Annotated in this window: 26 protein-coding genes and 1 pseudogene; 10 read left to right on the top strand and 17 right to left on the bottom strand. The window is 56.5% G+C overall.

What is annotated here, in order from left to right:
- Positions 1–7: 7 nt before the first annotated feature.
- From PGR10_RS11580 to PGR10_RS11540, 9 genes are all read right to left on the bottom strand, one after another.
- Positions 8–538 carry a cupin domain-containing protein gene (locus PGR10_RS11580; protein WP_430923495.1) on the bottom strand — a complete coding sequence of 177 codons (531 nt, stop codon included), beginning with the start codon at positions 536–538 and terminating at the stop codon, positions 8–10.
- A gap of 10 nt (positions 539–548) precedes the next feature.
- Complete coding sequence (locus PGR10_RS11575) at positions 549–1,805, bottom strand: MFS transporter (RefSeq protein ID WP_213793566.1); 1,257 nt, start codon at positions 1,803–1,805, stop codon at positions 549–551.
- A gap of 26 nt (positions 1,806–1,831) precedes the next feature.
- The gene (locus PGR10_RS11570; RefSeq protein ID WP_430923494.1) at positions 1,832–3,028 is read right to left on the bottom strand and encodes an NAD(P)/FAD-dependent oxidoreductase; all 1,197 of its coding nucleotides are present in this window, start codon (positions 3,026–3,028) and stop codon (positions 1,832–1,834) included.
- Positions 3,025–3,951 (bottom strand): VOC family protein, encoded by a 927-nt coding sequence (locus tag PGR10_RS11565; protein WP_009308624.1) that lies wholly within the window; start codon positions 3,949–3,951, stop codon positions 3,025–3,027. The genes PGR10_RS11570 and PGR10_RS11565 overlap by 4 nt, the downstream gene beginning before the upstream one ends.
- Before the next feature lie 88 nt (positions 3,952–4,039).
- The gene (locus PGR10_RS11560) at positions 4,040–4,828 is read right to left on the bottom strand and encodes an IclR family transcriptional regulator (RefSeq protein ID WP_015703447.1); all 789 of its coding nucleotides are present in this window, start codon (positions 4,826–4,828) and stop codon (positions 4,040–4,042) included.
- 13 nt (positions 4,829–4,841) lie between these two features.
- Positions 4,842–5,591, bottom strand: a complete 750-nt coding sequence (locus PGR10_RS11555) for an SDR family oxidoreductase (protein WP_015703448.1) — start codon at positions 5,589–5,591, stop codon at positions 4,842–4,844.
- Entirely contained in the window at positions 5,591–6,613 is a 1,023-nt protein-coding gene (locus tag PGR10_RS11550; protein ID WP_316424733.1) for an aromatic ring-hydroxylating dioxygenase subunit alpha, read from the bottom strand. The genes PGR10_RS11555 and PGR10_RS11550 overlap by 1 nt, the downstream gene beginning before the upstream one ends.
- A 10-nt stretch (positions 6,614–6,623) precedes the next feature.
- Complete coding sequence (locus PGR10_RS11545) at positions 6,624–6,932, bottom strand: recombinase-like helix-turn-helix domain-containing protein (RefSeq protein ID WP_045379565.1); 309 nt, start codon at positions 6,930–6,932, stop codon at positions 6,624–6,626.
- Positions 6,929–7,252 carry a Rieske (2Fe-2S) protein gene (locus PGR10_RS11540; protein WP_004151769.1) on the bottom strand — a complete coding sequence of 108 codons (324 nt, stop codon included), beginning with the start codon at positions 7,250–7,252 and terminating at the stop codon, positions 6,929–6,931. Before PGR10_RS11540 ends, PGR10_RS11545 begins: the two co-directional genes overlap by 4 nt.
- Before the next feature lie 428 nt (positions 7,253–7,680).
- Here PGR10_RS11540 and PGR10_RS11535 point away from each other — a divergent pair, with 428 nt between their 5' ends.
- Complete coding sequence (locus tag PGR10_RS11535) at positions 7,681–8,892, top strand: MFS transporter (RefSeq protein ID WP_430923491.1); 1,212 nt, start codon at positions 7,681–7,683, stop codon at positions 8,890–8,892.
- On the opposite strand, the gene speB is transcribed toward PGR10_RS11535, so the two are convergent.
- From speB to PGR10_RS11505, 6 genes are all read right to left on the bottom strand, one after another.
- Positions 8,889–9,806: an agmatinase gene (gene speB, locus PGR10_RS11530; protein ID WP_047080345.1), complete on the bottom strand. Its 918-nt coding sequence runs from the start codon at positions 9,804–9,806 to the stop codon at positions 8,889–8,891. The two genes, PGR10_RS11535 and speB, sit on opposite strands and share 4 nt — an antisense overlap.
- A 153-nt stretch (positions 9,807–9,959) precedes the next feature.
- The gene (locus PGR10_RS11525) at positions 9,960–10,685 is read right to left on the bottom strand and encodes a hypothetical protein (protein WP_430923490.1); all 726 of its coding nucleotides are present in this window, start codon (positions 10,683–10,685) and stop codon (positions 9,960–9,962) included.
- Positions 10,686–10,837: 152 nt separating this feature from the next.
- On the bottom strand, positions 10,838–12,814 hold the full coding sequence (gene speA / locus PGR10_RS11520; RefSeq protein WP_020077953.1) for a biosynthetic arginine decarboxylase: 1,977 nt from the start codon (positions 12,812–12,814) through the stop codon (positions 10,838–10,840).
- 8 nt (positions 12,815–12,822) lie between these two features.
- The gene (yqgB, locus tag PGR10_RS11515) at positions 12,823–12,939 is read right to left on the bottom strand and encodes an acid stress response protein YqgB (protein WP_015369741.1); all 117 of its coding nucleotides are present in this window, start codon (positions 12,937–12,939) and stop codon (positions 12,823–12,825) included.
- 84 nt (positions 12,940–13,023) lie between these two features.
- Positions 13,024–13,173 carry a hypothetical protein gene (locus tag PGR10_RS11510; RefSeq protein ID WP_430923489.1) on the bottom strand — a complete coding sequence of 50 codons (150 nt, stop codon included), beginning with the start codon at positions 13,171–13,173 and terminating at the stop codon, positions 13,024–13,026.
- A gap of 233 nt (positions 13,174–13,406) precedes the next feature.
- Entirely contained in the window at positions 13,407–13,682 is a 276-nt protein-coding gene (locus PGR10_RS11505; RefSeq protein ID WP_430923488.1) for a hypothetical protein, read from the bottom strand.
- 136 nt (positions 13,683–13,818) lie between these two features.
- On the opposite strand from PGR10_RS11505, the gene metK reads away from it, so the two are divergent.
- The 8 genes and pseudogenes from metK (at position 13,819) to ruvX (ending at position 21,058) form a co-directional block, all read left to right on the top strand.
- Positions 13,819–14,973 (top strand): methionine adenosyltransferase, encoded by a 1,155-nt coding sequence (metK, locus tag PGR10_RS11500; protein ID WP_430923486.1) that lies wholly within the window; start codon positions 13,819–13,821, stop codon positions 14,971–14,973.
- 390 nt (positions 14,974–15,363) lie between these two features.
- Positions 15,364–16,748 (top strand): annotated as a pseudogene (locus tag PGR10_RS11495) (sugar porter family MFS transporter).
- 77 nt (positions 16,749–16,825) lie between these two features.
- Positions 16,826–17,326 carry a SprT family zinc-dependent metalloprotease gene (locus tag PGR10_RS11490; RefSeq protein WP_430923485.1) on the top strand — a complete coding sequence of 167 codons (501 nt, stop codon included), beginning with the start codon at positions 16,826–16,828 and terminating at the stop codon, positions 17,324–17,326.
- Positions 17,327–17,420: 94 nt separating this feature from the next.
- A complete protein-coding gene (gene endA / locus PGR10_RS11485) occupies positions 17,421–18,128 on the top strand; it encodes a deoxyribonuclease I (protein WP_015369737.1) in 708 nt (235 codons plus the stop codon).
- An 88-nt stretch (positions 18,129–18,216) separates the two neighbouring features.
- Entirely contained in the window at positions 18,217–18,948 is a 732-nt protein-coding gene (gene rsmE, locus PGR10_RS11480; protein WP_213793572.1) for a 16S rRNA (uracil(1498)-N(3))-methyltransferase, read from the top strand.
- 48 nt (positions 18,949–18,996) lie between these two features.
- A complete protein-coding gene (gene gshB, locus PGR10_RS11475; protein ID WP_045392071.1) occupies positions 18,997–19,947 on the top strand; it encodes a glutathione synthase in 951 nt (316 codons plus the stop codon).
- Between the two features lie 131 nt (positions 19,948–20,078).
- A complete protein-coding gene (locus PGR10_RS11470) occupies positions 20,079–20,642 on the top strand; it encodes a YqgE/AlgH family protein (protein ID WP_045392076.1) in 564 nt (187 codons plus the stop codon).
- The gene (ruvX, locus tag PGR10_RS11465; protein ID WP_015369733.1) at positions 20,642–21,058 is read left to right on the top strand and encodes a Holliday junction resolvase RuvX; all 417 of its coding nucleotides are present in this window, start codon (positions 20,642–20,644) and stop codon (positions 21,056–21,058) included. The genes PGR10_RS11470 and ruvX overlap by 1 nt, the downstream gene beginning before the upstream one ends.
- A gap of 248 nt (positions 21,059–21,306) precedes the next feature.
- Here the strand turns inward: ruvX and PGR10_RS11460 are convergent, their stop codons facing one another.
- Positions 21,307–21,960, bottom strand: coding sequence for a LuxR C-terminal-related transcriptional regulator (locus PGR10_RS11460; RefSeq protein WP_087859779.1), 654 nt, complete (start codon positions 21,958–21,960; stop codon positions 21,307–21,309).
- Positions 21,961–22,301: 341 nt separating this feature from the next.
- Positions 22,302–23,291, bottom strand: a complete 990-nt coding sequence (locus PGR10_RS11455; protein ID WP_430923484.1) for a type IV pilus twitching motility protein PilT — start codon at positions 23,289–23,291, stop codon at positions 22,302–22,304.
- Positions 23,292–23,307: 16 nt separating this feature from the next.
- Here PGR10_RS11455 and PGR10_RS11450 point away from each other — a divergent pair, with 16 nt between their 5' ends.
- A complete protein-coding gene (locus PGR10_RS11450) occupies positions 23,308–24,012 on the top strand; it encodes a YggS family pyridoxal phosphate-dependent enzyme (RefSeq protein WP_047043378.1) in 705 nt (234 codons plus the stop codon).
- Positions 24,013–24,019: the final 7 nt, after the last annotated feature.

Here is a 24,019-nt window from a genome sequence, read left to right as displayed (position 1 = left end):
TCGCCCCTTAGGTACGTTTTACTTTTGCCAGCGGATGATCTTCCGGGTAGGTCGGAATATGCGGCTTATGGGTGCCGAGCATCACGCACATCAGCGCCTCTTCTTCGCCGTGGTTAAACAAACCGCGGTAGATTCCAGGCGGTACCGAGATCAGATCGCGTTCGCGCAGTACGGTTTCGGTATAGTTGTCGCCGTCCTGAATCATCAGGGTGATCTGCCCTTTGAGCATGAAGAACACCTCTTCTACGTCATCATGCAGGTGCAGCGGGCCTTCACATTTGGACGGCAACACCATGGTGGAGAAGGTGAAGTGCTCGGCCGGAACGGTGTTGGTATCACTGGCGACGCCGGTGGCGCCGGTACCGATGTAGCGCATCTGCGCGCGGCGATATTTCGGATCAAAATCGGCCTGGAATTTCAGCGCATTCCAGTCGTATTTACGGCCTTCAAAGCGCGCGATACGCGACTCCACCCACTCTTCCATCGTCAGATGGTCAGGTTTCAAACTCTGTTTTGCAGTTACGGTTGAATCAGTCATCGTTTTATCCTCAGTAACGTCTCAGCAGCGGCAGTAACAGGGCGCAGCCCACCGCCGCCATCACCGCCAGAAAAATCAGCCCGGAATCCATGCTATGGGTGAAGGCGATAAGCGCGCCCATCACCGCCGGCGATAGCGCCCCGGCAAAGTTTCCCAGCCCGTTGAAAATTCCACCCGCCGTGGCGCTGACCCGTGGATGGGTCGCTTTAGCCAGCAGCGCGAAAATGTTTGGCGCGCCGGTGCCCCACATAAAGGTGCTAAAGCTCATCGCCGCGATCACCGGCAACGGCGCGCTAAAATGCATCACCGCCGCCAGCCCGATTCCGGCGCCCGCCAGGGAAATAAAGCAGGCGGCGGCGCGCTTATCGACGCGGTCGGACAGCCAGGCGCCAATAATTTCGCCTAGCAACATGGCGATAAACGGCATCGACGACAGCCAGCCGGCGTGTTCCAGATGAATGCCTTTGCCTTTAATCAGGTAGCCCGGCAGCCAGCCGTTGATCCCCCACAGATAGGCGAGAAAGGCGATATTGAAGATGCAGATCATCCAGAAATGCGGACTCACGAAGAGCTCGCGCCGCGCGCTGCGGCGCACTTCCTGCGACGTTTTATCGCTGCCGACTTTCGCCTCCAGCTGCACGCCGCGCAGCCCGATGCGCACAAAAATCAGCACCGGTACCGTCAGCATCGCCATCACGAAAAAGGTGCTCTGCCAGCCGAAGGTATTGAGTAGCCAAATTGACAGCGGGAAACCCAGCGCCGCGCCAACCGGCGTGCCGAGCAGCCACAGCATGGTGGCGCGGGCCTGTAGCCGCTGCGGGAAGGTGTGGCGCACCACGGCGAACGCCAGCGGGAACAGCGGCCCTTCAGCGATGCCCAACAGGATGCGCAGCGTCACCATCAGCGCGTAGTTGTGGGTGAAGCCCATGATCACCATCAGGATGCACCACACCACCATCATTCCAGTTAGCAAGCGCAGCGGCGCAATCCGGTCGCCAAGGCCGCTTAATAACACTGACGAGAAGCCGTAGCTCAGCAAAAAGGCGCTCATCAGAATACCCAGCCGGGTGGTATCGAAATCGATCCCCATCGCCTGCTGGAAGTGGCTATCGGAAAACAGCGCGGCGATACTGATTTTGTCGAAAAACGCCAGCAGTACGCAGGCCAGCAGCGACAGCGGAATGGCCCAACGAACCGCCTTTTCAGGCGTGCGGACGCCCTCGCCGCTCGCCTCAGCAGGCGCGGCGTTAGTCTCTAATGTGGTCATTTCTCCCCCTTAAGGGTTCGCGTTAATTATCGCAATGACATCAGCGAGAAAGTCGGGTCAGCGAGCGGGACGTCAGAGAGATCCCTCCCCGCCGCCATCCAGCGCTTCGCCAGCTTCACGGTACGTGCATTATTGAAGGCCACCAGCTGCGTTAAACGTCCATCGGCGTTCAGCGAGAAGTAGAGCGCGCCCTGCGGCTCGTCACGCACGATGGTGCGGCTGCCCGCCTGCGGGATCCCCAGGATCTGAATATTGCGATCGTATTGATCTGACCACAGCCACGGCGCCTCGTCGTAGCCGCTGGCCTGCGGATCGAGCATCGCTTTCGCCGTCGCGATCGCCTGATTTTGCGCAAAGGCCCACGACTGAATGCACAGGCCGTATTGATGGTGCTGGGCGACATCGCCGGCGGCGAAAATCGCCGGATCGCTGCTGCGCCCCTGGGCATCGACTACAATTCCGCGCTCGACAGTGAGCCCGGCATCGCGCGCCAGTTCGAGATTCAGATCGACGCCGATCCCCACCACCACCGCGTCGAAGGTTTCCCGTTGGCCATCGCAGTGCAGCGTCGTCAGGCCGTTATCATCTTCCAGCTCCAGCGCGCCGCAGCCGCGGCGAATATCAACGCCCTGCCCGCGATGCAACTCATCCAGCGCCTGCGAGACCTCCATACTGACCGAGCGCATGCACAGCGCCGGCTGTTGTTCATAAAGGGTCACGGCTACGCCGCTTTTGCGCGCCGAGGCGGCGATTTCGAGGCCAATCCAGCCGCCGCCGACGATCGCCAGCCGCGTTGCCGATGCCAGCCGCTGCTTCAGACGCTGCGCGTCCTGCCAGTGGCGCAGGGTATAGACCTGCGGATGCTGCGCCCAGGCCTCGGACGGCAGCCGCGCGCGGCCGCCGGTGGCGATCAGCAGTTGGTCATACGCCAGCGTTTCTCCGTTGCTCAGCGCCAGGGTTTTATTTTGCCGATCGATCGATTCCGCGCGCAGCGGGCGGTACCAGCGCAGTTCCAGCGCCTGCTGCGCCTCGGCGCTGAATAACCGCGGCAGCGCCGGTTCGGCCTCCAGCAATGCCGCTTTCGACAGCGGCGGACGCTCGTAAAAATCCCATTGCTCTTCGGCAACCACGCAAATCTCGCCGCTAAACCCTTCATCACGCAGCGTTTTCGCTGCCCAGCCGCCAGCCTGGCCGCCGCCGATAATGACTATCCGCGCCGTCATACCGCCTCCGGTTTTTTCTGCTGGCGACGGGTATCGTGATCGATACCGCCTTCCACCGCCCATTCGGTAAAGGACACGAGTGAATGCTCAAGTTCGCGCGGCTGCCAGTTTTCCGTCAGATAGTCATCGTTGGTGTAGTACTCAAAAGCGCCGCCGGTCGGGCTGTTGACATACCAGAAGTAGGCCGAGGAGACCGGATGGCGGCCGGGGCCGATAAACGTGCTCCAGGCGTTTTTATTCATCGCAATGCCGCCGCCGATCACTTCATGAATATCCCGTACGGTAAACGCGACGTGGTTTAGCCCGCGCTTGCGGTTGGGCAACTGCAATAAGAAGAGGTTATGGTGTCCGCCGCGCACGCCGCAGCGCAGGAACACCGCGCGATTGATGTAGCGGTCTGACACCTGGAAGCCGAGTACTTCGCGATAGAAACTTTCCACCGCCGCCAGTTCTTCCACGAAGAAGACCACGTGGCCGACATTAATCGGCTGCGCGCGGTCGTACACCGGGCTCGGGGTGTCGATGCGACGCACATCGCCCCACTGGTTGATCGGTTCAACGTTCAGTTCAACCGCCGTTTGCTGGCTAACCTGCACCCGCAGCGTCATACCGTTAGGGTCGCGACACTCCAGCGCGCCGTCGATTTCACGGAAAGCGGGCTGGCGTTCCAGCTTCGGGCGCAGCGCATCCAGCGCCGCCCGATCCGCCACGCCCCAGGTCATGCGACGCAGAGTGTTGCCCGCCTCAAAGGCTGGCGGCAGGTCGGCGGCATCGGTCGGGTTAAGTTCGACCCGCGCGCCGCTGAGGGTGGTAAACGCGCGGCCGCTGGCGTCGCCGGTCAGGCCAAAATCGCGCATAAATTTGGCGCTGTGGTTCAGGTCGTCTACGCCAAATTCCAGCTTTTCAATTCCGGTAATACTCATTATTCGTCGCCTCTTTACCGTTCAGTCGCCCGAATTTGGGCGTAAAACATGCCCGACGCAATCAAGCGCCTGCTGTTAAGTTGTTGATTTAACTTGCCTGTGACAAATATCCGAGGAAGCCGGAAATTTTGTCCGCCGCCATACTGACGTCGTTCTGCAACCGTTCGCGATCGCTTTGCGGGATCTCGTCCGACGGCACCAGAATGCTGACGACCGCCGCCACCCGGCCGCTGCGGTCAAAGACCGGATAGACAATCGATGAGATGCCGTGGCGGTAGAACGATTCGCCAATCACGTAGCCGCGGGCTTTATCCTGCTGCACCATCTGCCACAGCGCTTCGCGGTCGTACAGCTGGCCCGGCGTATTGCCCGGCAGACGTTCATTCGGGAACAATTGTTCAAACTCGCTGCGGGAAACATCGGTCAGCAGCATGCGGCCAAGCGAGGTGCAGTGCACCGGTAGCCGCGTTCCGACGCTGACCTGGTTGATACGCGAACCGGCGGCGCTGACGCGGGCGATGTAGATAATGTCGCGGCCGTCGCGGATCGCCAGATGGCTGCTGCACTGGCTGATATCGCGCAGTTGCTCGATGACCGGCTGACCCACCTGAGCGACATCCAGTGAGGCGATATATTCAAAGCCCAGACGCAGTACGTTCATGCCCAGCGAAAAGGTATTGGTGCGGGCATTGCGCTCGAGAAAGCCCATATATTCCAGCGTCTGCACCACGCGATAGGCGGTCGCTTTCGGCATATCCACCAGCCGATGCAGCTCGGCAAAGGTCAGATCGCGATGCTGTTCGCCAAACGCCAGCAGCAGTTGTAAACCGCGCTCCAGACCCGGTACCAGGTACTTCACTTCCTGATCGTTCGCCATACCGCCTCACTTGTTAGTTAAAGACAAAACCGCCGTTGACCGGGATGAGCTGGCCGGTGATAAAGCGCGAAAGATCGCTCAGCAGCCAGACCACGCTGCCGGTGACATCTTCCGGCTGCTGAGCGCCGCTGAGCGCGCGGCCATTCTCATACAGCTGATGACGCTCGGCGGGAACGTATTCCGTGGCCTCAACGCGGGTCAGCCCCGGCGCGATGGCGTTGATACGGATCCGCTTTTCACCCAGCTCGCGGGCCATGGAGCGGGTCATCGCAATCACCGCGCCCTTACTAGCGACGTAGGCCATCAGCCGCGGCGCGCCCCACAGCGCGGTATCCGAAGCGACGTTGACGATTGCCGACCCTTCGCGCAGCAGCGGTACCGCCTCGCGGGTCACCAGCCAGGTACCTTTGACATTGACCGTCATCACCCGATCCCACAGGTCCGGATCGTAATCGATCATGTTTTTACCGCCGACGCCGGTGGCCATTGCCGCGTTATTGACTAAGCCATCGATAGGCCCCTGCGCGCCGATGGCGCTGAAGACCTGCTCGATCGACGCTTGACTGGCAAGATCGATGGCGTGGGATTCGATCTGATAGCCCTTCTGCTGCAGGCGATGAGCGCTTTCCGCCAGCTCCCCCTGCAGGATGTCGCACATCACCACCGTCGCGCCCTGCGCGGCGCAGGATTCGGCAAAGTGGTAACCGAGGCCGCGCGCCGCGCCGGTGACGACAATACGTTTACCGTTCAGCAGGCCGTTCATCAGGCGGCACCCTGCTGCGCTTCGCGAAGCGCTAACTGCTCTTTCGCCGCTTTCTGCATCATGCGGCGCAGGCGGGATAAACCGACGTCATGTTGATAGAGATATTCATGATCGCGGGCGTTCGGCGCCAGGCTTTCCAGCACCACGCGATCCTGTTCCAGTACTTCCCAGTGCAGTTTTTCCAGACGGTTGCGGTACATAAAGCGCCACAGATCGCGCTGCCAGCCTTGAACGCCGCGGATGCGCCAGAAGAAGACGCGGCAGTTGTCGTTATCTTCCGGAACCACCATGCCGACGATCCAGAAGTGGCCGCCCGGCCCGAAACGCTTTTTGTACGGAATAGACAGGCGCATCCAGTAGGCGCCGCTGTTGCCCAGTTCAACCCAGTCAAAGTTGACGCCGCTCTGCCCTTTTTTCTCGAAGATAAAGCCGGTTTTCGTCGGCTGCAGTACCATATCGGCTTTGCGATCGCCTTCCGCCATCGAGTGCGATGATGAATGCAGATAGGTGCCATGCATCGGATCCATCACGTTTTCCAGCGCGTACTGGTAGTTGCATTTCCACGCCGCGGTGCACAGGAAGTTACTGTATTTTTCGTGGTTGGCCAGTTCCTCCGGGAAGCTCAGTTCATCCGGCTGCTGGTCGGCGGTGACGCCGAACCACAGGAAGATTGCCCCGTGCGCTTCCTGCACGCTGTAGCTGCGCACGCACTGCTGGCCGACCAGCGGGCAGCGGTCAACCGCCGGGACGTCTTTGACTTCGCCGTTGCCGGCGACTTCCACGCCGTGATACCAGCAGGCGATACGATCGCCTAAGTTCCAGCCCATTGACAGGCGCGCGCCGCGGTGCGGGCAGCGGTCTTCCAGCGCCTGCACCTGGCCGTCTTTATTTCTCCAGACCACGATCTGCTCGCCGAGACGGGTAATGCCTACCGGCGCAGACTGCACTTCCCAGCTCGCCAGCACCGGATACCACAGGCCGCGCAATCCTTTATCAAGATAGTTTTGTACCGTTGTCGTCATCGCTGTGTCCTCAGTAGCCGTTAACCTGTAAAAATGCCTGGAAGCTGCTTTCGCTCCACGGTTCGCCCTGCTGGTCATGCATCCTGACGCCATTGAGGCCGCTCACCAGTTCACCGAGACTTTCCGCGCCCTGCTCGAACAGCGTTTCCAGGGTCGCGATAAGCTGCAGTTCCCAGTTTTCCGGCACCCGGCTGCGGGTTTGCCAAATCAGATTGTGATAGTCGCCAGGCTTATGGATATTGCCGTTTCCGCCTTCCGCCGGTGGCGTAAACTGGCGGCTTTCCGGTAGCGCCGGGTTGAAGTCCAGGGATTCGCTCATGCCACGTTCTCCTCGATAAAGGTAATCTGGATCTGATTGTCGTATACCCGCACCGGGTAACGATTAAGGTTGCGACCGCCGGGGCCATGCAGGCACTGGCCGGTTTTGACGTCGAATACCGCCTCATGCAGCGGGCATTCCACCTTGCCATCTTCGACAAAGCCCTGGCTCAGGAGCGCATAGGCATGAGGGCAAACGTCTTCCAGCGCGTAATATTCGCCATCAATCAGATAAATACCGATTTCCTTACCGTCGATATTGCCGCTATATGGAAAATCTTCCTGTACTTGCTCCGCGTCACATACGCCTATCCAGCTCATCGCAATCCTCCAGGCTTTTGTTTCATATATGAAACTCTGTTTCTTATTTAATACGGTCAATATAAAAGCGGCGAATGTTTCGTCAAGCGTTAATGTGACAAACTTGTTAATGAATGACTTTTAAATTAGCTAAGTGTGCAATTGATCACGAAAAACTGCATTCAGATGAAATGATGATATTTAAAGTGGTGATCCATTATAAATAAAAATGCCGATTTAAATTTCACACGCGACTATTGACTTCTTTTGCAGACGATCATTAAAAATGTGCAACGGCGGAAGCCATGGTGTTTCACCCATGAAACAATCATTTATTTAATCTTTTAAAAACAACGAGTTTCACTGGTGAATCATTTTACTTATGTAACTATTTCTGGCGTTAAAAAAATAATAACCGGTAATCATTAAATTAAGCGTGGAGACAACAAATGGCGGCAAGATGGCAAGGGGTAATAGCATTACTTTTGTTAATAATTATTTCCTACGTCGATCGGGTAAATATCTCGGTGATGATCCTTAACCCGGAATTTGCTGCCCATTTTCAATTAAATGAAAACAGAATGTTACAAGGCATGCTAATGACATGCTTTCTTCTGGGTTATGGATTTTCGGCATTATTATTAACCCCAGTTATAGAAAGTAAATGGCATTACCGCCAGGGACTCTTAAGCAGCATTGCTATATGGGCGCTGGTTTGCGCAGTTTCACCGCTGCTGGGCTCGCTCTTGGGGATGTTAATCGCGCGCATTGTTCTTGGCGTGGCGGAGGGACCGCTATTCTCACTGAAGACACGTTTTATCAACGACAACTTCGCCGCCGATGAAATAGGTAAACCGAATGCGGTGACCGCCCTCGGCGTATCGCTTGGGCTGGCGGTAGGCTTCCCGCTAGTCACCTGGTTGATGGCGCATGTTGGCTGGATCGGCTCCTTCTACGCGCTGGCGCTGCTTAACCTCCTGCTCGGCGGCGGATTAATCTGGCGGTTTCTTCCCGCGCCAAAAGTGACCGCACAGCGCGCGAAGCCGGGCTTCAGTCAGACTTTTGCCCTCGCCTGGCGTACGCCGCTGCTTGGCTGGATCCTGCTGGTGGAAATCGCCACGCTCAGCTATTTATGGGGAAGTAGCGCCTGGCTGCCCGCCTGGCTACGCGACGAGCACCACTTCTCGCTGCAGGCCACCGGCCTGCTGGCGGCAGTACCCTTTTTGTTAAGCCTGGGCTCAAAGTTTGTTGGCGGCGTGCTCCTCGACAAAATGCGCCCGGAGCAGGCGCCGCTGCTGTTTATTATCGGCGGCCTACTCACCGCCGGTTCCGTGCTGGCGCTGATGCTCAGCCAGCAGCCGGCGATGCTGGCGCTGTTTATGCTGGCGGCGAACGTTTTCTGGGGATTACAGGGGGCGGCGATCCCGGCGGTGGTGCAGCATCACGCCCCGCGCGAAGCGGTGGGCAGCGCCTATGGGATCATTAACGGCATTGGCAATATCTGCGCGGCGTTTATTCCGCTGCTGATGGGAGTGGTGATGAAATCGGTGGGATCGGTAAGTTCAGGTTTTTCCGTTCTGGTGGCATCACAGCTGATCACGCTGTGCGCCGGCGGCATACTGCTGCTGCGCATGCGTCGCGCAGCAGCAGTAAACGCTTAGCCTTTCTTCGCTGCCTGAATGTATAGCATCTCCAGCGCCAGAGTCGCCGCCGCCAGGGCGGTGATTTCAGACTGGTCATAAGCCGGGGCGACTTCAACCACGTCCATTCCGACGATGTTCAGATCCTTCAGGCCGCGCACCAGTTTGATCGCACGGTCAGAGGTCAACCCACCGATCACCGGCGTACCGGTACCTGGCGCAAATGCCGGATCCAGACAGTCGATATCGAAGGTCAGGTACACCGGCATATCACCGACGATTTGTTTCACCTGAGCGATGATGTCGTCGACGCTGCGGTCGTTAACCTGGCCCGCATCAAGCACGGTAAAGCCGTTATCTTTATCGAATTCGGTACGAATACCGATCTGCACGGAGTGGTTCGGATCGATAAGCCCTTCGTTCGGCGCGGTGTAGAACATGGTGCCGTGGTCGAATTCACAGCCGTTGGCGTAGGTATCGGTGTGGGCATCGAAGTGTACCAGCGCCATTTTACCGAAATGCTTGGCATGGGCGCGCAGCAACGGCAGGGTGACGAAATGGTCGCCGCCGAAGGAGAGCATGCGTTTACCGGCCGCCAGCAGTTTCTCCGCGTGCGCCTGCAGTTTCTCGCTCATTTCGCGAGCGTCGCCGAAGGCGTAGACCAGATCGCCGCAGTCCACGACGTTCAGGCGTTCACGCATGTCGAAGTTCCATGGGAAACGGTTGTGCTCCCAGGCGAGGTTGGTTGACACCTGACGGATCGCCGCCGGGCCATGACGGCCGCCCGCGCGCCCGGAGGTCGCCATATCAAACGGCACGCCGGTGATGACCCAATCCGCATCGCTTTCATACGGCATAAAGTTCATCGGCAGACGCAGGAAACCAAAAGCGTTGGATACCAGGGAGTTATCGTATTGATGACCTAAAGTGCTCATGGGTATGACCTCTTTTCACAGTCGTGGAACGTAAAAAATAAGTATAAAAAAACCCCTCCGCGTCGTTAGGCCCGACGAGGAAGGGTTTGAATTAGGTTACTGCTTATAAGGACAAATTATCGCCTGAAAACCGCCCGGCGGCAAGCGGGACGTTTATTTTTGACAAGGCGCCGGGGCGAAACCGTTCGCCGGGAAGGCCTGAGCCGAACACGGTGGAAGCGGCGCCGGCTTTTCTCCGCGTAAGGCGAAGGCGGCAAAGCCGATGATACCGGCGTTGCGCGTGTCCCCCTGAGCGGAATGGGCGGCATAAGATTGCGCAACATCAGAAAACTCAAACGCCGCTACGGTACGGTTATTTTTACGGAATCCTTTGATCGCCAGCGAGTCGCCGGCACGGATAATATAACCATTATTCTGGAGCGAACCGGCCTTGCCGCTCAGGACATCGAGACCATCCACGGTGGCAATAATTTCGTAATCCACGCGATGGCTATAATTACGAACATATAATTGATATTGTGTGCCAACGCGGGCCACAACAGCGTATTGCCATTTTCCGGTAGAATTATTATAGCTGCGAGTAATAGGGAGAGAGTTAAAATTAGCATCGCGTACCGCATATTCCAGATCGCTAATTCGAATGCTATACAGCTGGTCGAAACCGGTATGATATTGACCGGAATAATTAATCAATACGATTTCGTCAGGATGGGAATCCTGGCGTTCTGCGGACACGCCTTTAACCGTTGAGTGAACGTCGCTGCCCCAGCGGGTGGCGACATCGGTGGTAGACGCCGCACGGTCATGGTACACAGCCTGGCTCGAACAACCGCCTAATAATAAACCGATAATAAGACCGTACCGCGATATACTTTTCATATTCTGTCCCTGTTCCACTAAGTATTAATTCCTCGCGGCAGTGTACAGGCTATTATCGCTTTAAAAAGCATCCACTATATTTTTTCAGATTTCATTTATAAAAAAGGGTCGGTTTATTAACATAAACCGACCCACCAGCGGATTAGTCTTAGTTACTCATCTTCAAGATAAGTATATCCGTACAGCCCCGCTTCGAACTCTTCAAGGAACTGCTGCTGCAGCTCGGCGTCGAGACCGGTATTTTTCACCTGATCGCGGAACTGGGTCAGCAACGTATTCGGATCCAGCTGAACATACTGCAGCATATCCGCCACCGTATCCCCCTCATCGGAGAGCTCAACCTCAACGCTACCGTCCGGGAAGACGAAAACGTCTACCGCTTCGGTATCGCCGAACAGGTTGTGCATGTTGCCGAGGATCTCCTGATAAGCCCCGACCATAAAGAAGCCCAGCATTGGCGGGTTCTCCGGGTCGTATTCCGGCATCGGCATGGTGGTGGCGATCCCGTCGCCGTCAACATAGTGATCGATGGCGCCATCGGAGTCGCAGGTAATATCCAGCAGCACCGCGCGGCGTTCCGGCGACTTGTTCAGCCCTTCCAGCGGCATCACCGGGAATAGCTGATCGATGCCCCAGGCATCCGGCATCGACTGGAACAGCGAGAAGTTGACGTAGATTTTATCCGCCATACGTTCCTGCAGCTCATCGATGATCGGACGATGGGCGCGGTTGCTCGGATCGAGCTGTTTTTGTACTTCATGGCACATGTTCAGATACAGCTGTTCCGCCCACGCGCGCTCCTGCAGGTTGAAGGTGCCGGAGGAGTAGCCGATGTGGATATCGTGCAGATCCATCTGACTGTCGTGCAGCCATTCGCGTAGCGAGCGGCGGTTGCCGGTTTCGTGCATCTCCAGCCAGGTTTCCCACATGCTCTGCAGCGGACGCGCGGCGTCTTCCGCCGGCGGGGTCGCCTCGGTGTATTCGTTGCGCTCGACGCCGATAATGTTGGAAACCAGTACGGTGTGGTGCGCGGTCACCGCGCGGCCGGACTCTGTAATCACCGTCGGGTGCGGCAGGCCGTTCTCTTCACAGGCGTCGCCGATCGCCCAGATGATATTGTTGGCGTACTCATTCAGGCCGTAGTTCACCGAACAGTCGGACTGCGAGCGGGTCCCTTCGTAATCGACACCCAGACCGCCGCCGACATCGAAGCACTGAATATTAACGCCCAGCTTATGCAGCTCGACGTAGAAACGCGCCGATTCGCGCACGCCGGTGGCGATATCGCGAATGTTGGCCATCTGCGAGCCGAGGTGGAAGTGCAGCAGTTGCAGGCTCTCAAGATGGCCTGCCTCGCGCAGAATTTCGACCAGTTGCAGCACCTGCGTCGCCGCGAGGCCGAATTTAGATTTCTCGCCGCCGGAGGACTGCCATTTACCGGAACCCTGCGAGGCCAGACGCGCACGCACGCCAAGGCGCGGCACCACGTTCAGACGGGCGGCCTCTTCCAGCACGATGGCGATTTCCGACATCTTCTCGATGACCAGATAGACCTTATGGCCCATCTTCTCGCCCACCAGCGCCAGACGGATGTATTCACGATCTTTATAACCGTTACAGACGATCACGCTACGGGTCATCCCCGCGTGCGCCAGCACCGCCATCAGCTCAGCCTTCGAACCAGCCTCCAGCCCCAGCGGTTCGCCGGAGTGGATCAAGGATTCAATCACGCGACGGTGCTGGTTGACCTTGATCGGGTAGACAAGGAAATAGTCGCCGTTATAACCGTAGGATTCACGCGCGCGCTTGAAGGCGGCGTTAATCGAGCGCAGACGATGTTGCAGGATCTGCGGGAAGCAGAACAGCGCCGGCAGGCGTTGTCCCTGGGCTTCGCGCGCTTTGACCAGCTCGGCCAGGTCGACGCGCGCTTCCGGGACGTCAGGATCCGGGCAAACGCTGATATGGCCCAGTTCGTTAACGTCGTAATAGTTATTACCCCACCAGGCAATATTGTAGGTACGTAGCATTTTGCTGGCTTCCTGGGAGCTCATCGCAACCTCCTGCATGGAACGTAGTACACCGTGTTCGCCTGCTGACGAAAGCGAACCCAAAGACATGTCGTCAGACATAGCGAACCTCAACTTGTAATATTAACTACTATCGCAGTCGACAGACGCGATAACAACCCATGAACAGCCTTTAATCCCAGCAGATAGTGCTGGCACTGCAGCTGCGCGACCGGTTTCTTATTCATATATAGTAAAACACGTACCCGAAGCTGGTATGACAGCCCGGAGAAACCACGAGAAAACCCTTGCTCACGCAAGAGCGCCCTTGTTCAGTTTTCAAAAAGCCTGGAGGCCCTGGAATCCTGAGAAGCGCCGAGATGGGTAGAACATCGGCAGGTATGCACGAAAGAGATGCAGATTGCGGGATAGAATTGCGCGACAGAACGACGCGGCGAATCAGGCGAAAAACGTTGGTTCATTATCTGGTATCACCTCCACACTGCCCCGAAAAAGGCCAGCGACAAGCCAAAGCTATACCCGTCATACTTCAAGCTGCAGATGCGTTGGCTGCGTGCGTTCATCCCAGTCACATAGTTATCTATGCTCCTGGGAATTCGCGCCCTTGCCGCGTGACTCGGCCTTCGGCCTCGCCCCTACGGGGCCAGCGCAAGCGCTGTTCAAAACGGCTAGCCGTTTTGTCCTGCAACTTAAATTATTTAGGGTATATACATATCGTACAGCTGGCGAAACCGCCGCTGTGTAACAGAGTGCTTAACCCGGCTGGAAGTGGCGTCACGAGATGGGCTTCGTGCGCTTTTTTAATGAGCCGCGCGCGGCGTTTTATACCGAGAAGCGGGGTAAAATGCAAAATAAAAATACGCGTCTTGCCGGAGTTGTCAGGAAAAATTTCCACCACGCTTTTTCCATTAATGCGGGCGATGTCAAAAAAATGTGGAAATGCGATGAAGTTCTGACCTAAAATAGCCATCCAGAAGTTAATCCATCTATACTGATTAACACTCAGACTGCTCGTGTCACTACCTGCAAGCCTTGGTAGGGTCATCTATCAAAGCCTCTCTACACAACAGTATGAGCTACACGAATACTCACAGGTAAAATAAAACATGGCAAAACACCTCTTTACGTCCGAGTCTGTATCAGAAGGGCATCCAGACAAAATTGCTGACCAAATCTCCGATGCCGTGCTGGACGCGATCCTCGAACAGGATCCGAAAGCGCGCGTAGCCTGCGAAACCTATGTCAAAACCGGCATGGTTCTGGTTGGCGGTGAAATCACCACCAGCGCATGGGTTGATATCGAAGAGATCACCCGTAACACGGTGCGTGAAATTGGCTACGTGCATTCCGATATGGGCTTTGACGCCAACTCTTGCGCGGTCCTGAGCGCCATTGGTAAGCAGTCCCCGGATATTAACCAGGGCGTTGACCGTGCCGACCCGCTGGAACAGGGCGCGGGCGACCAGGGCCTGATGTTTGGCTATGCCACTAACGAAACTGACGTGCTGATGCCGGCGCCGGTGACTTACGCGCACCGTCTGGTACAGCGCCAGGCTGAAGTCCGCAAAAACGGCACCCTGCCGTGGCTGCGTCCGGACGCGAAAAGCCAGGTCACTTTCCAGTATGACAACGGCAAAATCGTCGGCATCGATGCGGTTGTGCTTTCCACTCAGCACGCTGAAGATATCGATCAGAAATCCCTGCAGGAAGCAGTGATGGAAGAGATCATCAAGCCGATTCTGCCGACCGAATGGCTGAACGCTTCCACCAAGTTCTTCATCAACCCGACCGGACGTTTCGTCATCGGCGGCCCGATGGGCGACTGCGGTCTGACCGGTCGTAAGATCATCGTTGATACCTACGGCGGCATGGCTCGTCACGGCGGCGGTGCGTTCTCCGGTAAAGATCCATCTAAAGTTGACCGTTCCGCAGCCTACGCGGCGCGCTATGTGGCGAAAAACATCGTTGCCGCTGGCCTTGCCGATCGTTGTGAGATTCAGGTTTCCTACGCCATCGGCGTCGCTGAACCGACTTCAATCATGGTCGAAACCTTCGGCACCGAAAAAGTGCCTTCTGAACAGCTGACCCTGCTGGTACGCGAGTTCTTCGACCTGCGTCCGTACGGCCTGATTCAGATGCTGGATCTGCTGCACCCGATCTACAAAGAGACCGCCGCTTACGGTCACTTTGGTCGCGAACATTTCCCATGGGAAAAAACCGACAAAGCAGCCCTGCTGCGCGAAGCGGCTGGCCTGAAATAAGCCACCCCGCTTGACTGCTTAAGGCCAGCCCCGCGCTGGCCTTTTTGTTGCCCTGAATCTCTCCCCCGACGTTTGACCGTCTTTGATCCATTTCCTTTCCCCACTTGATGAAAGCGATTACATATCTGCCGCAAGGGCGGGATCGTTCTAGCTACCCGCAGGCGCGAACTCTTTTCACAATGTTACATAACATGTCAAAAATCGCCGTTTCAGCCCATTCTTATTGGCGATATTTGCCTTTTATATCTATGATTTGAATGTGTTTTTACTGATTACATATCTTTACCTTAGTGTAACCGATTACACAGTCGTGATTGTAATCACGTTTTTTTGTCCTGCACTCCCCTACTCTAAGCATCGACAGAATCAATAACTCAACTGGAGGGCGTTATGCCTGACAACAAAAAACAAGGGCGTTCAAACAAGACGATGACGTTCTTTGTCTGTTTCCTCGCCGCGCTGGCCGGCTTACTGTTCGGCCTTGATATCGGCGTTATTGCCGGCGCCTTACCGTTCATTGCCAATGAATTCCAAATCAGCGCGCATACCCAGGAGTGGGTGGTCAGCTCCATGATGTTCGGCGCCGCCGTCGGCGCAGTGGGCAGCGGCTGGCTCTCTTTCAAACTTGGGCGTAAAAAAAGCCTGATGATCGGCGCGATCCTGTTCGTGGCCGGTTCGCTATTTTCCGCCGCCGCGCCGAACGTCGAAATCCTGCTGATCTCTCGCGTCCTGCTGGGGCTGGCGGTTGGTGTCGCCTCTTACACCGCGCCGCTGTACTTATCGGAAATCGCGCCGGAGAAAATCCGCGGCAGTATGATTTCGATGTACCAGTTATCGGTATTCTCGGCGCCTACCTCTCTGACACCGCCTTCAGCTACAGCGGCGCGTGGCGCTGGATGCTCGGCGTGATTATCATCCCGGCAATCCTGCTGCTGATCGGCGTAATCTTCCTGCCGGATAGCCCGCGCTGGTTTGCCGCTAAACGCCGTTTCGTCGATGCCGAACGCGTCCTGCTGCGCCTGCGCGATACCAGCGCCGAAGCCAAACGCGAGCTCGATGAAATCCGCGAAAGCCTGAAAGTCAAACAGTCCGGCTGGGCGCTGTTCAAAGAGAACAGCAACTTCCGCCGCGCGGTGTTCCTTGGCGTCCTGCTGCAGATCATGCAACAGTTCACCGGGATGAACGTCATCATGTACTATGCGCCGAAGATTTTTGAACTGGCGGGCTATGCCAATACCACTGAGCAAATGTGGGGCACAGTGATCGTCGGCCTGACCAACGTACTGGCCACCTTTATCGCTATCGGCCTGGTCGACCGCTGGGGCCGTAAACCGACGCTGATCCTCGGCTTTATCGTGATGGCCGCCGGTATGGGCGTACTGGGCAGCATGATGCATATCGGTATTCACTCTGCTACCGCGCAGTACTTTGCAGTACTGATGCTGCTGATGTTTATCGTCGGCTTCGCGATGAGCGCCGGCCCGCTGATTTGGGTACTGTGTTCTGAAATACAGCCGCTGAAAGGCCGCGATTTCGGTATCACCTGCTCCACCGCGACCAACTGGATTGCCAATATGATCGTCGGCGCCACCTTCCTGACCATGCTGAACTCTCTCGGCAGCGCCAACACCTTCTGGGTCTACGGCGGTCTGAACGTGCTGTTTATCCTGCTGACTATCTGGCTGATTCCGGAAACCAAAAACGTCTCGCTGGAACATATTGAACGCAACCTGATGCAGGGACGCCCGCTGCGCGAAATCGGCGCTCGCGATTAATCCCCTCTGTGCTTCCTCCCCTTTGGGAGGAAGCTTCTTCTTGCTCTCCCCCGCGCGGCGCACTATCCTCTGGCGCTATGAAAACACCCCGAATTCCCATCGCTATCCAGCAGGCCGTCATGCGTAGCCTGCGGGAGCATCTCGCCACCGCCAATCTCAAGCTGGAACGCCGCTATGCGGAACCGACGCTGGTTTATCAGCAGCGCGGCACCTCCGCAGGCACCGCGTGGCTGGAGAAAAACGAGATCCGCCTCAATCCAGTACTATTGCTGGAAAACCAGCAGGCGTTTATCGATGAAGTGGTACCGCACGAACTGGCGCATCTGCTGGTGTGGAAACACTTTGGCCGCGTCGCGCCACACGGTAAAGAGTGGAAATGGATGATGGAGGCCGTGCTGGGCGTCCCCGCCCGCCGCACCCACCGCTTTGAGCTCGATTCAGTACGCCAGAACACCTTCCCCTATCGCTGCCAGTGCCAGCAGCATCAGCTCACCGTCCGTCGTCATAACCGCGTGGTGCGCGGTGAAGCCAGTTACCGCTGCGTTCGCTGCGGCGATCTACTGGTGGCGGAAAAGTAACCACCGGAATTAATTAGAAACTTTCTGATCTGACTGATTGCATCTGACACCCTCATTCGCTACGTTGCGGGCTCGTTTTGACACGGAGTTTACGATGTCCCGTATGTATGTTTTTGCCGTCGCGTTGTTCAGCGTGGCAGCCAGCGGCCCGCTTGCGGCAGCTGGTATTCATAGTTTTTCCCAGGCGAAAGCCGCAGGCGTAAAAGTGAATGCCGACGTCCCCGGCGACTTTTATTGCGGTTGTAAAATCGACTGGCAGGGTAAAAAAGGCGTTATCGATCTGGAATCTTGCGGCTACAAAGTGCGTAAAAACGAGAACCGCGCCAGCCGGGTCGAATGGGAACACGTGGTTCCGGCGTGGCAATTCGGCCACCAGCGCCAGTGCTGGCAGGATGGCGGGCGTAAAAATTGCGCCAAAGATCCGGAATACCGCAAGATGGAAAGCGATATGCATAACCTGCAGCCTGCGGTCGGCGAGGTCAATGGCGATCGCGGCAACTTTATGTACAGCCAGTGGAACGGCGGCGATGGACAGTATGGTCAATGCGCCATGAAGGTGGATTTCAAAGATAAAGTCGCCGAACCGCCGGTACGCGCCCGCGGCTCGATCGCCCGCACCTACTTCTATATGCGCGACCGCTATCAGCTGACTCTTTCCCGCCAGCAAACCCAGCTGTTTACCGCCTGGGATAAGCAGTACCCGGTGACCTCCTGGGAGTGCGAACGCGATGAGCGAATCGCCAAAGTACAGGGCAACCATAATCCTTACGTCCAGCAGGCTTGCCAGGCGCAAAAGAGCTAACCTACACTAGCGGCAATTGTTAATTTGCAGCCGCCGTCTTCCCCGCCCAGGGGAAGGCGCTATCTGCGCGAAGAACGGAATATCAAGCATGCGCATTCCTCGCATCCACCACCCGGAACGCATTACCCCCGGCAGCCACATCGCCCTGAGCGACGACGCGGCAAACCACGTTGGCCGCGTCCTGCGCATGAGCAAAGGCCAGGAAATACAGCTGTTTGACGGCAGCAATCAGGTTTTTGACGCGGTCATCACCGAAGCGGGCAAGAAAAACGTCATGGTTGAGGTTATCCGCGGCCAGCTCGACGATCGTGAATCTCCGCTGCACATCCATCTCGGCCAGGTGATGTCACGCGGCGAAAAAATGGAATTCACCATCCAGAAATCGATCGAACTTGGCGTAAGCCTCATAACGCCACTGTTTTCCGAGCGCTGCGGCGTTAAACTGGATGCCGAACGCTTGCAGAAGAAGATTCAGCAGTGGCAGAAAATCGCCATTGCCGCCTGCGAACAGAGCGGCCGTAACGTCGTGCCGGAAATACGCCCGGCGATGCAGCTGGAAGCCTGGTGCGCCGAGGAAGAAAACGGCCTCAAGCTCAACCTGCACCCGCGCGCCAGCGCCAGTATCAATACGCTGCCGCTGCCGGTTGAACGTGTTCGCCTGCTGATTGGCCCGGAAGGCGGCCTGTCGGCGGAAGAGATAGCGATGACCGCTCGCTACCAGTTTACTGATATCCTGTTGGGACCGCGCGTTCTGCGTACTGAGACTACCGCGCTCACCGCCATCACCGCGCTGCAGGTGCGTTTTGGCGATCTGGGCTAAAATCTGGCGCAACAATCCGCAAACACGACAGCGCTAATGGAGAGAACAATGATCAAGCTCGGCATCGTGATGGACCCTATCGCATCCATCAACATTAAAAAAGACACCAGCTTCGCGATGTTGCTGGAAGCGCAGCGTCGCGGCTATGAACTCCATTATATGGAGATGAACGACCTGTACCTCATCAACGGCGAATCCCGCGCCCGTACGCGCACGCTGAGCGTCGAGCAGAATTACGACAAATGGTACGCGTTCACCGGCGAACAGGATCTGCCGCTGGCGGATCTCGACGTCATCCTGATGCGTAAAGACCCGCCGTTCGATACCGAGTTTATCTACGCCACCTACATTCTCGAACGCGCGGAAGAGAAAGGCACGCTTATCGTCAACAAGCCGCAGAGCCTGCGCGACTGTAACGAAAAGCTGTTCACCGCCTGGTTCTCCGAGCTAACTCCGGAAACGCTGGTCACCCGTAATAAAGCCCAGTTGAAAGCGTTCTGGGAAAAACACGGCGATATCATTCTCAAACCGCTGGACGGCATGGGCGGCGCTTCAATATTCCGCGTGAAAGCAGGCGATCCGAACCTCGGCGTCATTTCCGAAACCCTGACCGAACTGGGTAGCCGCTACTGCATGGCGCAGAATTATCTGCCGGCCATCAAAGACGGCGACAAACGTGTGCTGGTGGTAGACGGCGAGCCGGTGCCATACTGCCTCGCACGCATCCCGCAGGGCGGTGAAACGCGCGGCAACCTGGCCGCCGGCGGCCGTGGCGAAGCGCGTCCGCTGACCGAAAGCGACTGGGAAATCGCCCGCCGCGTCGGCCCGACGCTAAAAGCCAAAGGCCTTATTTTCGTCGGCCTGGATATCATCGGCGATCGCCTGACCGAAATTAACGTCACCAGCCCGACCTGCGTGCGCGAAATCGAAGCCGCTTTCCCGGACGTGTCGATTACCGGCATGCTGATGGACGCTATCGAAAAACGTATCAACAAATAAGCACTGGGAAGGGCAAACGCCCGCCCGTCAGGCGCCTCTCTGGCGCCTGTAAAACAAAGTGCATCGACACGTTTCTACTTTACCCGCATACTGGGTGTTGTTTTTTTAAACCAGGAACAGAACCTCTGACAATGAATTTACAGCATCACTTTCTGATTGCCATGCCTGCGCTACAGGACCCTCTTTTCCGTCGCTCCGTCGTCTATATTTGCGAGTACAACGACGATGGCGCCATGGGCATTATCATCAATAAGCCGCTGGAAAATTTGCAGGTGGAAGGGATCCTGGAAAAACTGAAAATCGCGCCGGTGGCGCGCAACCCGGAAATTCGCCTGGATAAACCGGTGATGGTCGGCGGCCCGCTGGCGGAGGATCGCGGTTTTATCCTGCACACGCCGCCGTCTGATTTTTCCTCCAGCATCCGTATCTCCGACAACACGGTGATCACCACCTCACGCGACGTGCTGGAAACCCTCGGTACCGATAAACAACCGAGCAACGTGTTGGTGGCGTTGGGCTACGCGTCGTGGGAAAAAGGGCAACTGGAGCAGGAAATTCTCGATAACGCCTGGCTTACCGCACCGGCCGATCAGAATATTTTGTTTAAAACGCCGATTGCCGATCGCTGGCGCGAAGCGGCCAAACTTATCGGTATCGATATCGTGACGATGCCTGCCGACGCGGGGCATGCATAATGAGCGGTACCTTTTTGAGTTTTGATTTTGGCACTAAAAGCATTGGTGTCGCCGTTGGGCAGCGCATTACCGGCACGGCGCGTCCGCTCCCGGCGCTGAAGGCGCAGGACGGCAAGCCGGACTGGAACATCATCGAAAAGCTGTTGAAAGAGTGGCAGCCGGAAGCGGTGATTGTCGGTCTGCCGCTGAACATGGACGGCACCGAACAGCCGCTAACCGCGCGCGCACGTAATTTCGCCAATAAAATTCATGGCCGCTTCGGCGTGAAAATCACCCTCCACGACGAGCGTTTAAGCACCGTCGAAGCTCGCGCCGGCCTGTTTGAACACGGTGGTTTTCGTGCGCTCAATAAAGGCAGCGTTGATTCCGCCTCTGCCGTGGTTATCCTCGAAAGCTATTTCGAACAGGGATACTGATCGGTAGCTCTGGGATGAAAGCGAAGCATGGATTCGCTTTTGCGCCGGGTGGCGGCTTCGCCTTACCCGGCCTACAAAACCCCTCGCTGGCATAACCCGTAGGCCCGCGCAAGCGTAGCGCCGCCGGGCAATCATGGCAGCGGACGCGGAACCGCTTTCGCGCCGGGTGGCGGCTTCGCCTTAACCGGCCTACAAAACCCCCGCTGGAGTAACCCGTAGGCCCGCGCAAGCGTAGCGCCGCCGGGCAATCAGTGACGCAGATGTTCATTCGCCCAGCTTACCGCCTGGGTTCGGTTCTTCACGCTCAGCTTGCGGAACACATTGTACAGATGGGTACGTACGGTGTTTTCGCTGATGAATAACGCGCGTGCGATATCCATATTTGTTGCGCCGCAGCGCAGCTCGTTGAGGATCTCACATTCACGCTCGGTCAACGGTGAGTTCTCCGTCGGCGCCGTGACCTGATCTGCAGAATACAGCGCCGGGTGCATCACGCTCAATTCAGCCGTCTGTTCACCATTCAATACGGCTTTGACGCCCTCAATTAAGCGCGATTGGTCGTCGTCATGACGGAATACGCCATATAACGCAGGCCATTGCGCCATTTCGTACAACTCATACTTTTGCGCGCTATTGATAATCAACAAACGCGGATTATCTGCCTGCACGCGAATAATATCTCGCCACACGCTATTCAATTTCTTATTGGAAACAGCAATATCAAACAATATTACGGAATCTTTTGCCAGGCGTTGAGTTAGCGGTTTGTTGATATTATGCAGAGTTACGTTTACGGATAGCTTCTCAGTCAACCACGCCGCAAATGCATTACTCTGAATGGATGGATGAGTAATGAAAGTCACCTGACGCGAATGCAGTAAATTCTCCGATAAATTAATCACTTGAAACTCTCCTTAGCAGTACCCCGCCATCTTAGCGGTTAAATTAACTGAAAATTAAACGTTCAATAATGTATTTATATTTTCAAATACAGTTTGGTTATTGAAACATCATTTCATGAGAATCTTCCTATTCCCGTAAACAGCATAAATCGAACCCCGCAAAAGTGTCAAAAGGTAATCCTACTTTTTTCCTGGTGAAGCGAGGTAAATGTAAGCCTGCTGTCATAACATTCATTATTTAGGCTTAGGTCGTACCACTTATTTGTATTATAAAAACATTTATCAAAACATTAATTGAACACTGAATTAACAATTTAATGAATACCAACTTGGTTTCATCTCTACGAGGGCAATAACTCACCTGCCGCTGCACGTTGTTGAAAACTCTGCGCAAAGGTTTGCATTCCTGCCTGCTGACCGGTTTGCATCACGCCGGGTAGCTGATGCGTTTTCCCTTCGCGGATCAAATTTGCCACCGCTGGCGTGTTCACTAAAAGTTCGTATAGCGCAACCCGACTGCCGGAAGCATTTGGCAACAATTTTTGCGCCGCCACAGCGCATAAGCTCCCTGCCAGCTGGCTGCGAACCGGCTCTTTTTCTTCCGCCGGAAACACATCCACCAGCCGCTCGATGGCCTGCGCCGCGCTGCGGGTATGCAGCGTCGCCAGCACCAGGTGCCCAGTTTCGGCTGCGGTCAGCGCCAGGCGGATAGTTTCGCTATCGCGCAGCTCGCCTAATAAGATGACGTCCGGGTCCTGACGCAGCGCTACGCGTAGCGCCGCCGCGAAGGAGGAGCAATGGCGGCCGATTTCGCGCTGCTGGATCAGGCAGTTCCTGCTGGCGTGAATAAACTCCACGGGATCCTCAAGGGTTAAAATATGACCATGGCGATGTTGATTGAGGTAGTCCACCATCGCCGCCAGGGTGGTCGACTTGCCGCTACCGGTAGCGCCGGTAACCAGGATCAAACCACTCTCTTCATTTAGCAATTCGCTAAGCGCGGCGGGCGCGCCCAAATCAACCAACTGTGGACATTGCTGCGGCAACAGACGCAAAGCTAGCGACAGGCCACGCGTGTGGGCAAAAGCGCTGGCGCGCAGCCGAGGCCCGTTCGGGAGAGCCAAAGCGAAGTCAACCTGACCATCGGCACGGCACTGCGCCAGCTGTGGGTCGTTAAGCCAGCGAGTGAGGATTTTCTCAACATCCGGCGCAGTAAACGGCGCAGGCTCAAGCTTTCCCATACGACGCCAGCGCGGCGGATACGCGCTGCACAGGTGTAGATCGGAGACGTTATGCTTTACACTAAGGGCCACGATTTCTTCCAGCTCCATAACTGATCCTCGGAATATGAACGATATTGCGCATAACCTGGCACAGGTCCGGGATAAAATCTCAGGCGCTGCCGCCCGCTGCGGCCGCGCTCCAGAAGAAGTTACGCTGCTTGCAGTGAGTAAAACCAAACCTGCGAGCGCTATCGAAGAAGCAATGGCCGCAGGACAGCGGGCATTCGGCGAAAACTACGTCCAGGAAGGGGTGGATAAAATCCGCTATTTCCAGCAGGCGGGCGCTAGCGGTCTGCAGTGGCACTTCATCGGCCCGCTGCAGTCCAACAAAAGCCGGCTGGTGGCCGAACATTTTGACTGGTGCCACACCGTCGACCGGTTGAAAATCGCCACCCGCCTGAGCGAGCAACGTCCGGCGGATTTACCGCCGCTGAACGTGCTGATTCAAATCAACATTAGCGATGAACAGAGTAAATCCGGGATCCCGCTGGCGGAGCTTGACGCTTTAGCCGCCGGTGTCGCCGCCTTACCGAACCTCCAGCTTCGCGGGTTAATGGCCATTCCGGCGCCAGAGTCAGAGTATGAAAGGCAGTTTGCCGTCGCCCAACAAATGGCGGTAGCATTCGCGCAACTGAAAACGCTCTACCCTTCGGTTGATACGCTCTCTCTGGGCATGTCGGATGACATGGAAGCCGCTATCGCGGCGGGAAGCACTATGGTGCGCATCGGGACCGCAATCTTCGGCGCGCGCGACTACAGCAAAAAATAAGGAATCT

Source organism: Klebsiella sp. 141198, from assembly GCF_050600785.1.
GTDB lineage: Bacteria > Pseudomonadota > Gammaproteobacteria > Enterobacterales > Enterobacteriaceae > Klebsiella > Klebsiella aerogenes.
The sequence above is the reverse complement of the archived record's forward strand: the minus strand, read 5'-3'. Positions and strand labels throughout refer to the sequence as shown.

What these genes read in the sequence shown, in the direction of transcription:
- PGR10_RS11470 (WP_045392076.1), top strand. Translation starts at nt 20,079, where the DNA reads ATGAATTTACAGCATCACTTTCTGATTGCCATGCCTGCGCTACAGGAC.
- PGR10_RS11535 (WP_430923491.1), top strand. Translation starts at nt 7,681, where the DNA reads ATGGCGGCAAGATGGCAAGGGGTAATAGCATTACTTTTGTTAATAATT.
- endA (WP_015369737.1), top strand. Translation starts at nt 17,421, where the DNA reads ATGTCCCGTATGTATGTTTTTGCCGTCGCGTTGTTCAGCGTGGCAGCC.
- PGR10_RS11560 (WP_015703447.1), bottom strand. Translation starts at nt 4,828, where the DNA reads ATGGCGAACGATCAGGAAGTGAAGTACCTGGTACCGGGTCTGGAGCGC.
- PGR10_RS11575 (WP_213793566.1), bottom strand. Translation starts at nt 1,805, where the DNA reads ATGACCACATTAGAGACTAACGCCGCGCCTGCTGAGGCGAGCGGCGAG.
- PGR10_RS11545 (WP_045379565.1), bottom strand. Translation starts at nt 6,932, where the DNA reads ATGAGCGAATCCCTGGACTTCAACCCGGCGCTACCGGAAAGCCGCCAG.
- speA (WP_020077953.1), bottom strand. Translation starts at nt 12,814, where the DNA reads ATGTCTGACGACATGTCTTTGGGTTCGCTTTCGTCAGCAGGCGAACAC.
- speB (WP_047080345.1), bottom strand. Translation starts at nt 9,806, where the DNA reads ATGAGCACTTTAGGTCATCAATACGATAACTCCCTGGTATCCAACGCT.
- PGR10_RS11540 (WP_004151769.1), bottom strand. Translation starts at nt 7,252, where the DNA reads ATGAGCTGGATAGGCGTATGTGACGCGGAGCAAGTACAGGAAGATTTT.
- PGR10_RS11455 (WP_430923484.1), bottom strand. Translation starts at nt 23,291, where the DNA reads ATGGAGCTGGAAGAAATCGTGGCCCTTAGTGTAAAGCATAACGTCTCC.
- metK (WP_430923486.1), top strand. Translation starts at nt 13,819, where the DNA reads ATGGCAAAACACCTCTTTACGTCCGAGTCTGTATCAGAAGGGCATCCA.
- PGR10_RS11580 (WP_430923495.1), bottom strand. Translation starts at nt 538, where the DNA reads ATGACTGATTCAACCGTAACTGCAAAACAGAGTTTGAAACCTGACCAT.
- PGR10_RS11525 (WP_430923490.1), bottom strand. Translation starts at nt 10,685, where the DNA reads ATGAAAAGTATATCGCGGTACGGTCTTATTATCGGTTTATTATTAGGC.
- ruvX (WP_015369733.1), top strand. Translation starts at nt 20,642, where the DNA reads ATGAGCGGTACCTTTTTGAGTTTTGATTTTGGCACTAAAAGCATTGGT.
- yqgB (WP_015369741.1), bottom strand. Translation starts at nt 12,939, where the DNA reads ATGAATAAGAAACCGGTCGCGCAGCTGCAGTGCCAGCACTATCTGCTG.
- PGR10_RS11490 (WP_430923485.1), top strand. Translation starts at nt 16,826, where the DNA reads ATGAAAACACCCCGAATTCCCATCGCTATCCAGCAGGCCGTCATGCGT.
- PGR10_RS11510 (WP_430923489.1), bottom strand. Translation starts at nt 13,173, where the DNA reads ATGAACCAACGTTTTTCGCCTGATTCGCCGCGTCGTTCTGTCGCGCAA.
- PGR10_RS11550 (WP_316424733.1), bottom strand. Translation starts at nt 6,613, where the DNA reads ATGACGACAACGGTACAAAACTATCTTGATAAAGGATTGCGCGGCCTG.
- PGR10_RS11505 (WP_430923488.1), bottom strand. Translation starts at nt 13,682, where the DNA reads ATGGCTATTTTAGGTCAGAACTTCATCGCATTTCCACATTTTTTTGAC.
- PGR10_RS11570 (WP_430923494.1), bottom strand. Translation starts at nt 3,028, where the DNA reads ATGACGGCGCGGATAGTCATTATCGGCGGCGGCCAGGCTGGCGGCTGG.
- PGR10_RS11555 (WP_015703448.1), bottom strand. Translation starts at nt 5,591, where the DNA reads ATGAACGGCCTGCTGAACGGTAAACGTATTGTCGTCACCGGCGCGGCG.
- PGR10_RS11450 (WP_047043378.1), top strand. Translation starts at nt 23,308, where the DNA reads ATGAACGATATTGCGCATAACCTGGCACAGGTCCGGGATAAAATCTCA.
- rsmE (WP_213793572.1), top strand. Translation starts at nt 18,217, where the DNA reads ATGCGCATTCCTCGCATCCACCACCCGGAACGCATTACCCCCGGCAGC.
- gshB (WP_045392071.1), top strand. Translation starts at nt 18,997, where the DNA reads ATGATCAAGCTCGGCATCGTGATGGACCCTATCGCATCCATCAACATT.
- PGR10_RS11565 (WP_009308624.1), bottom strand. Translation starts at nt 3,951, where the DNA reads ATGAGTATTACCGGAATTGAAAAGCTGGAATTTGGCGTAGACGACCTG.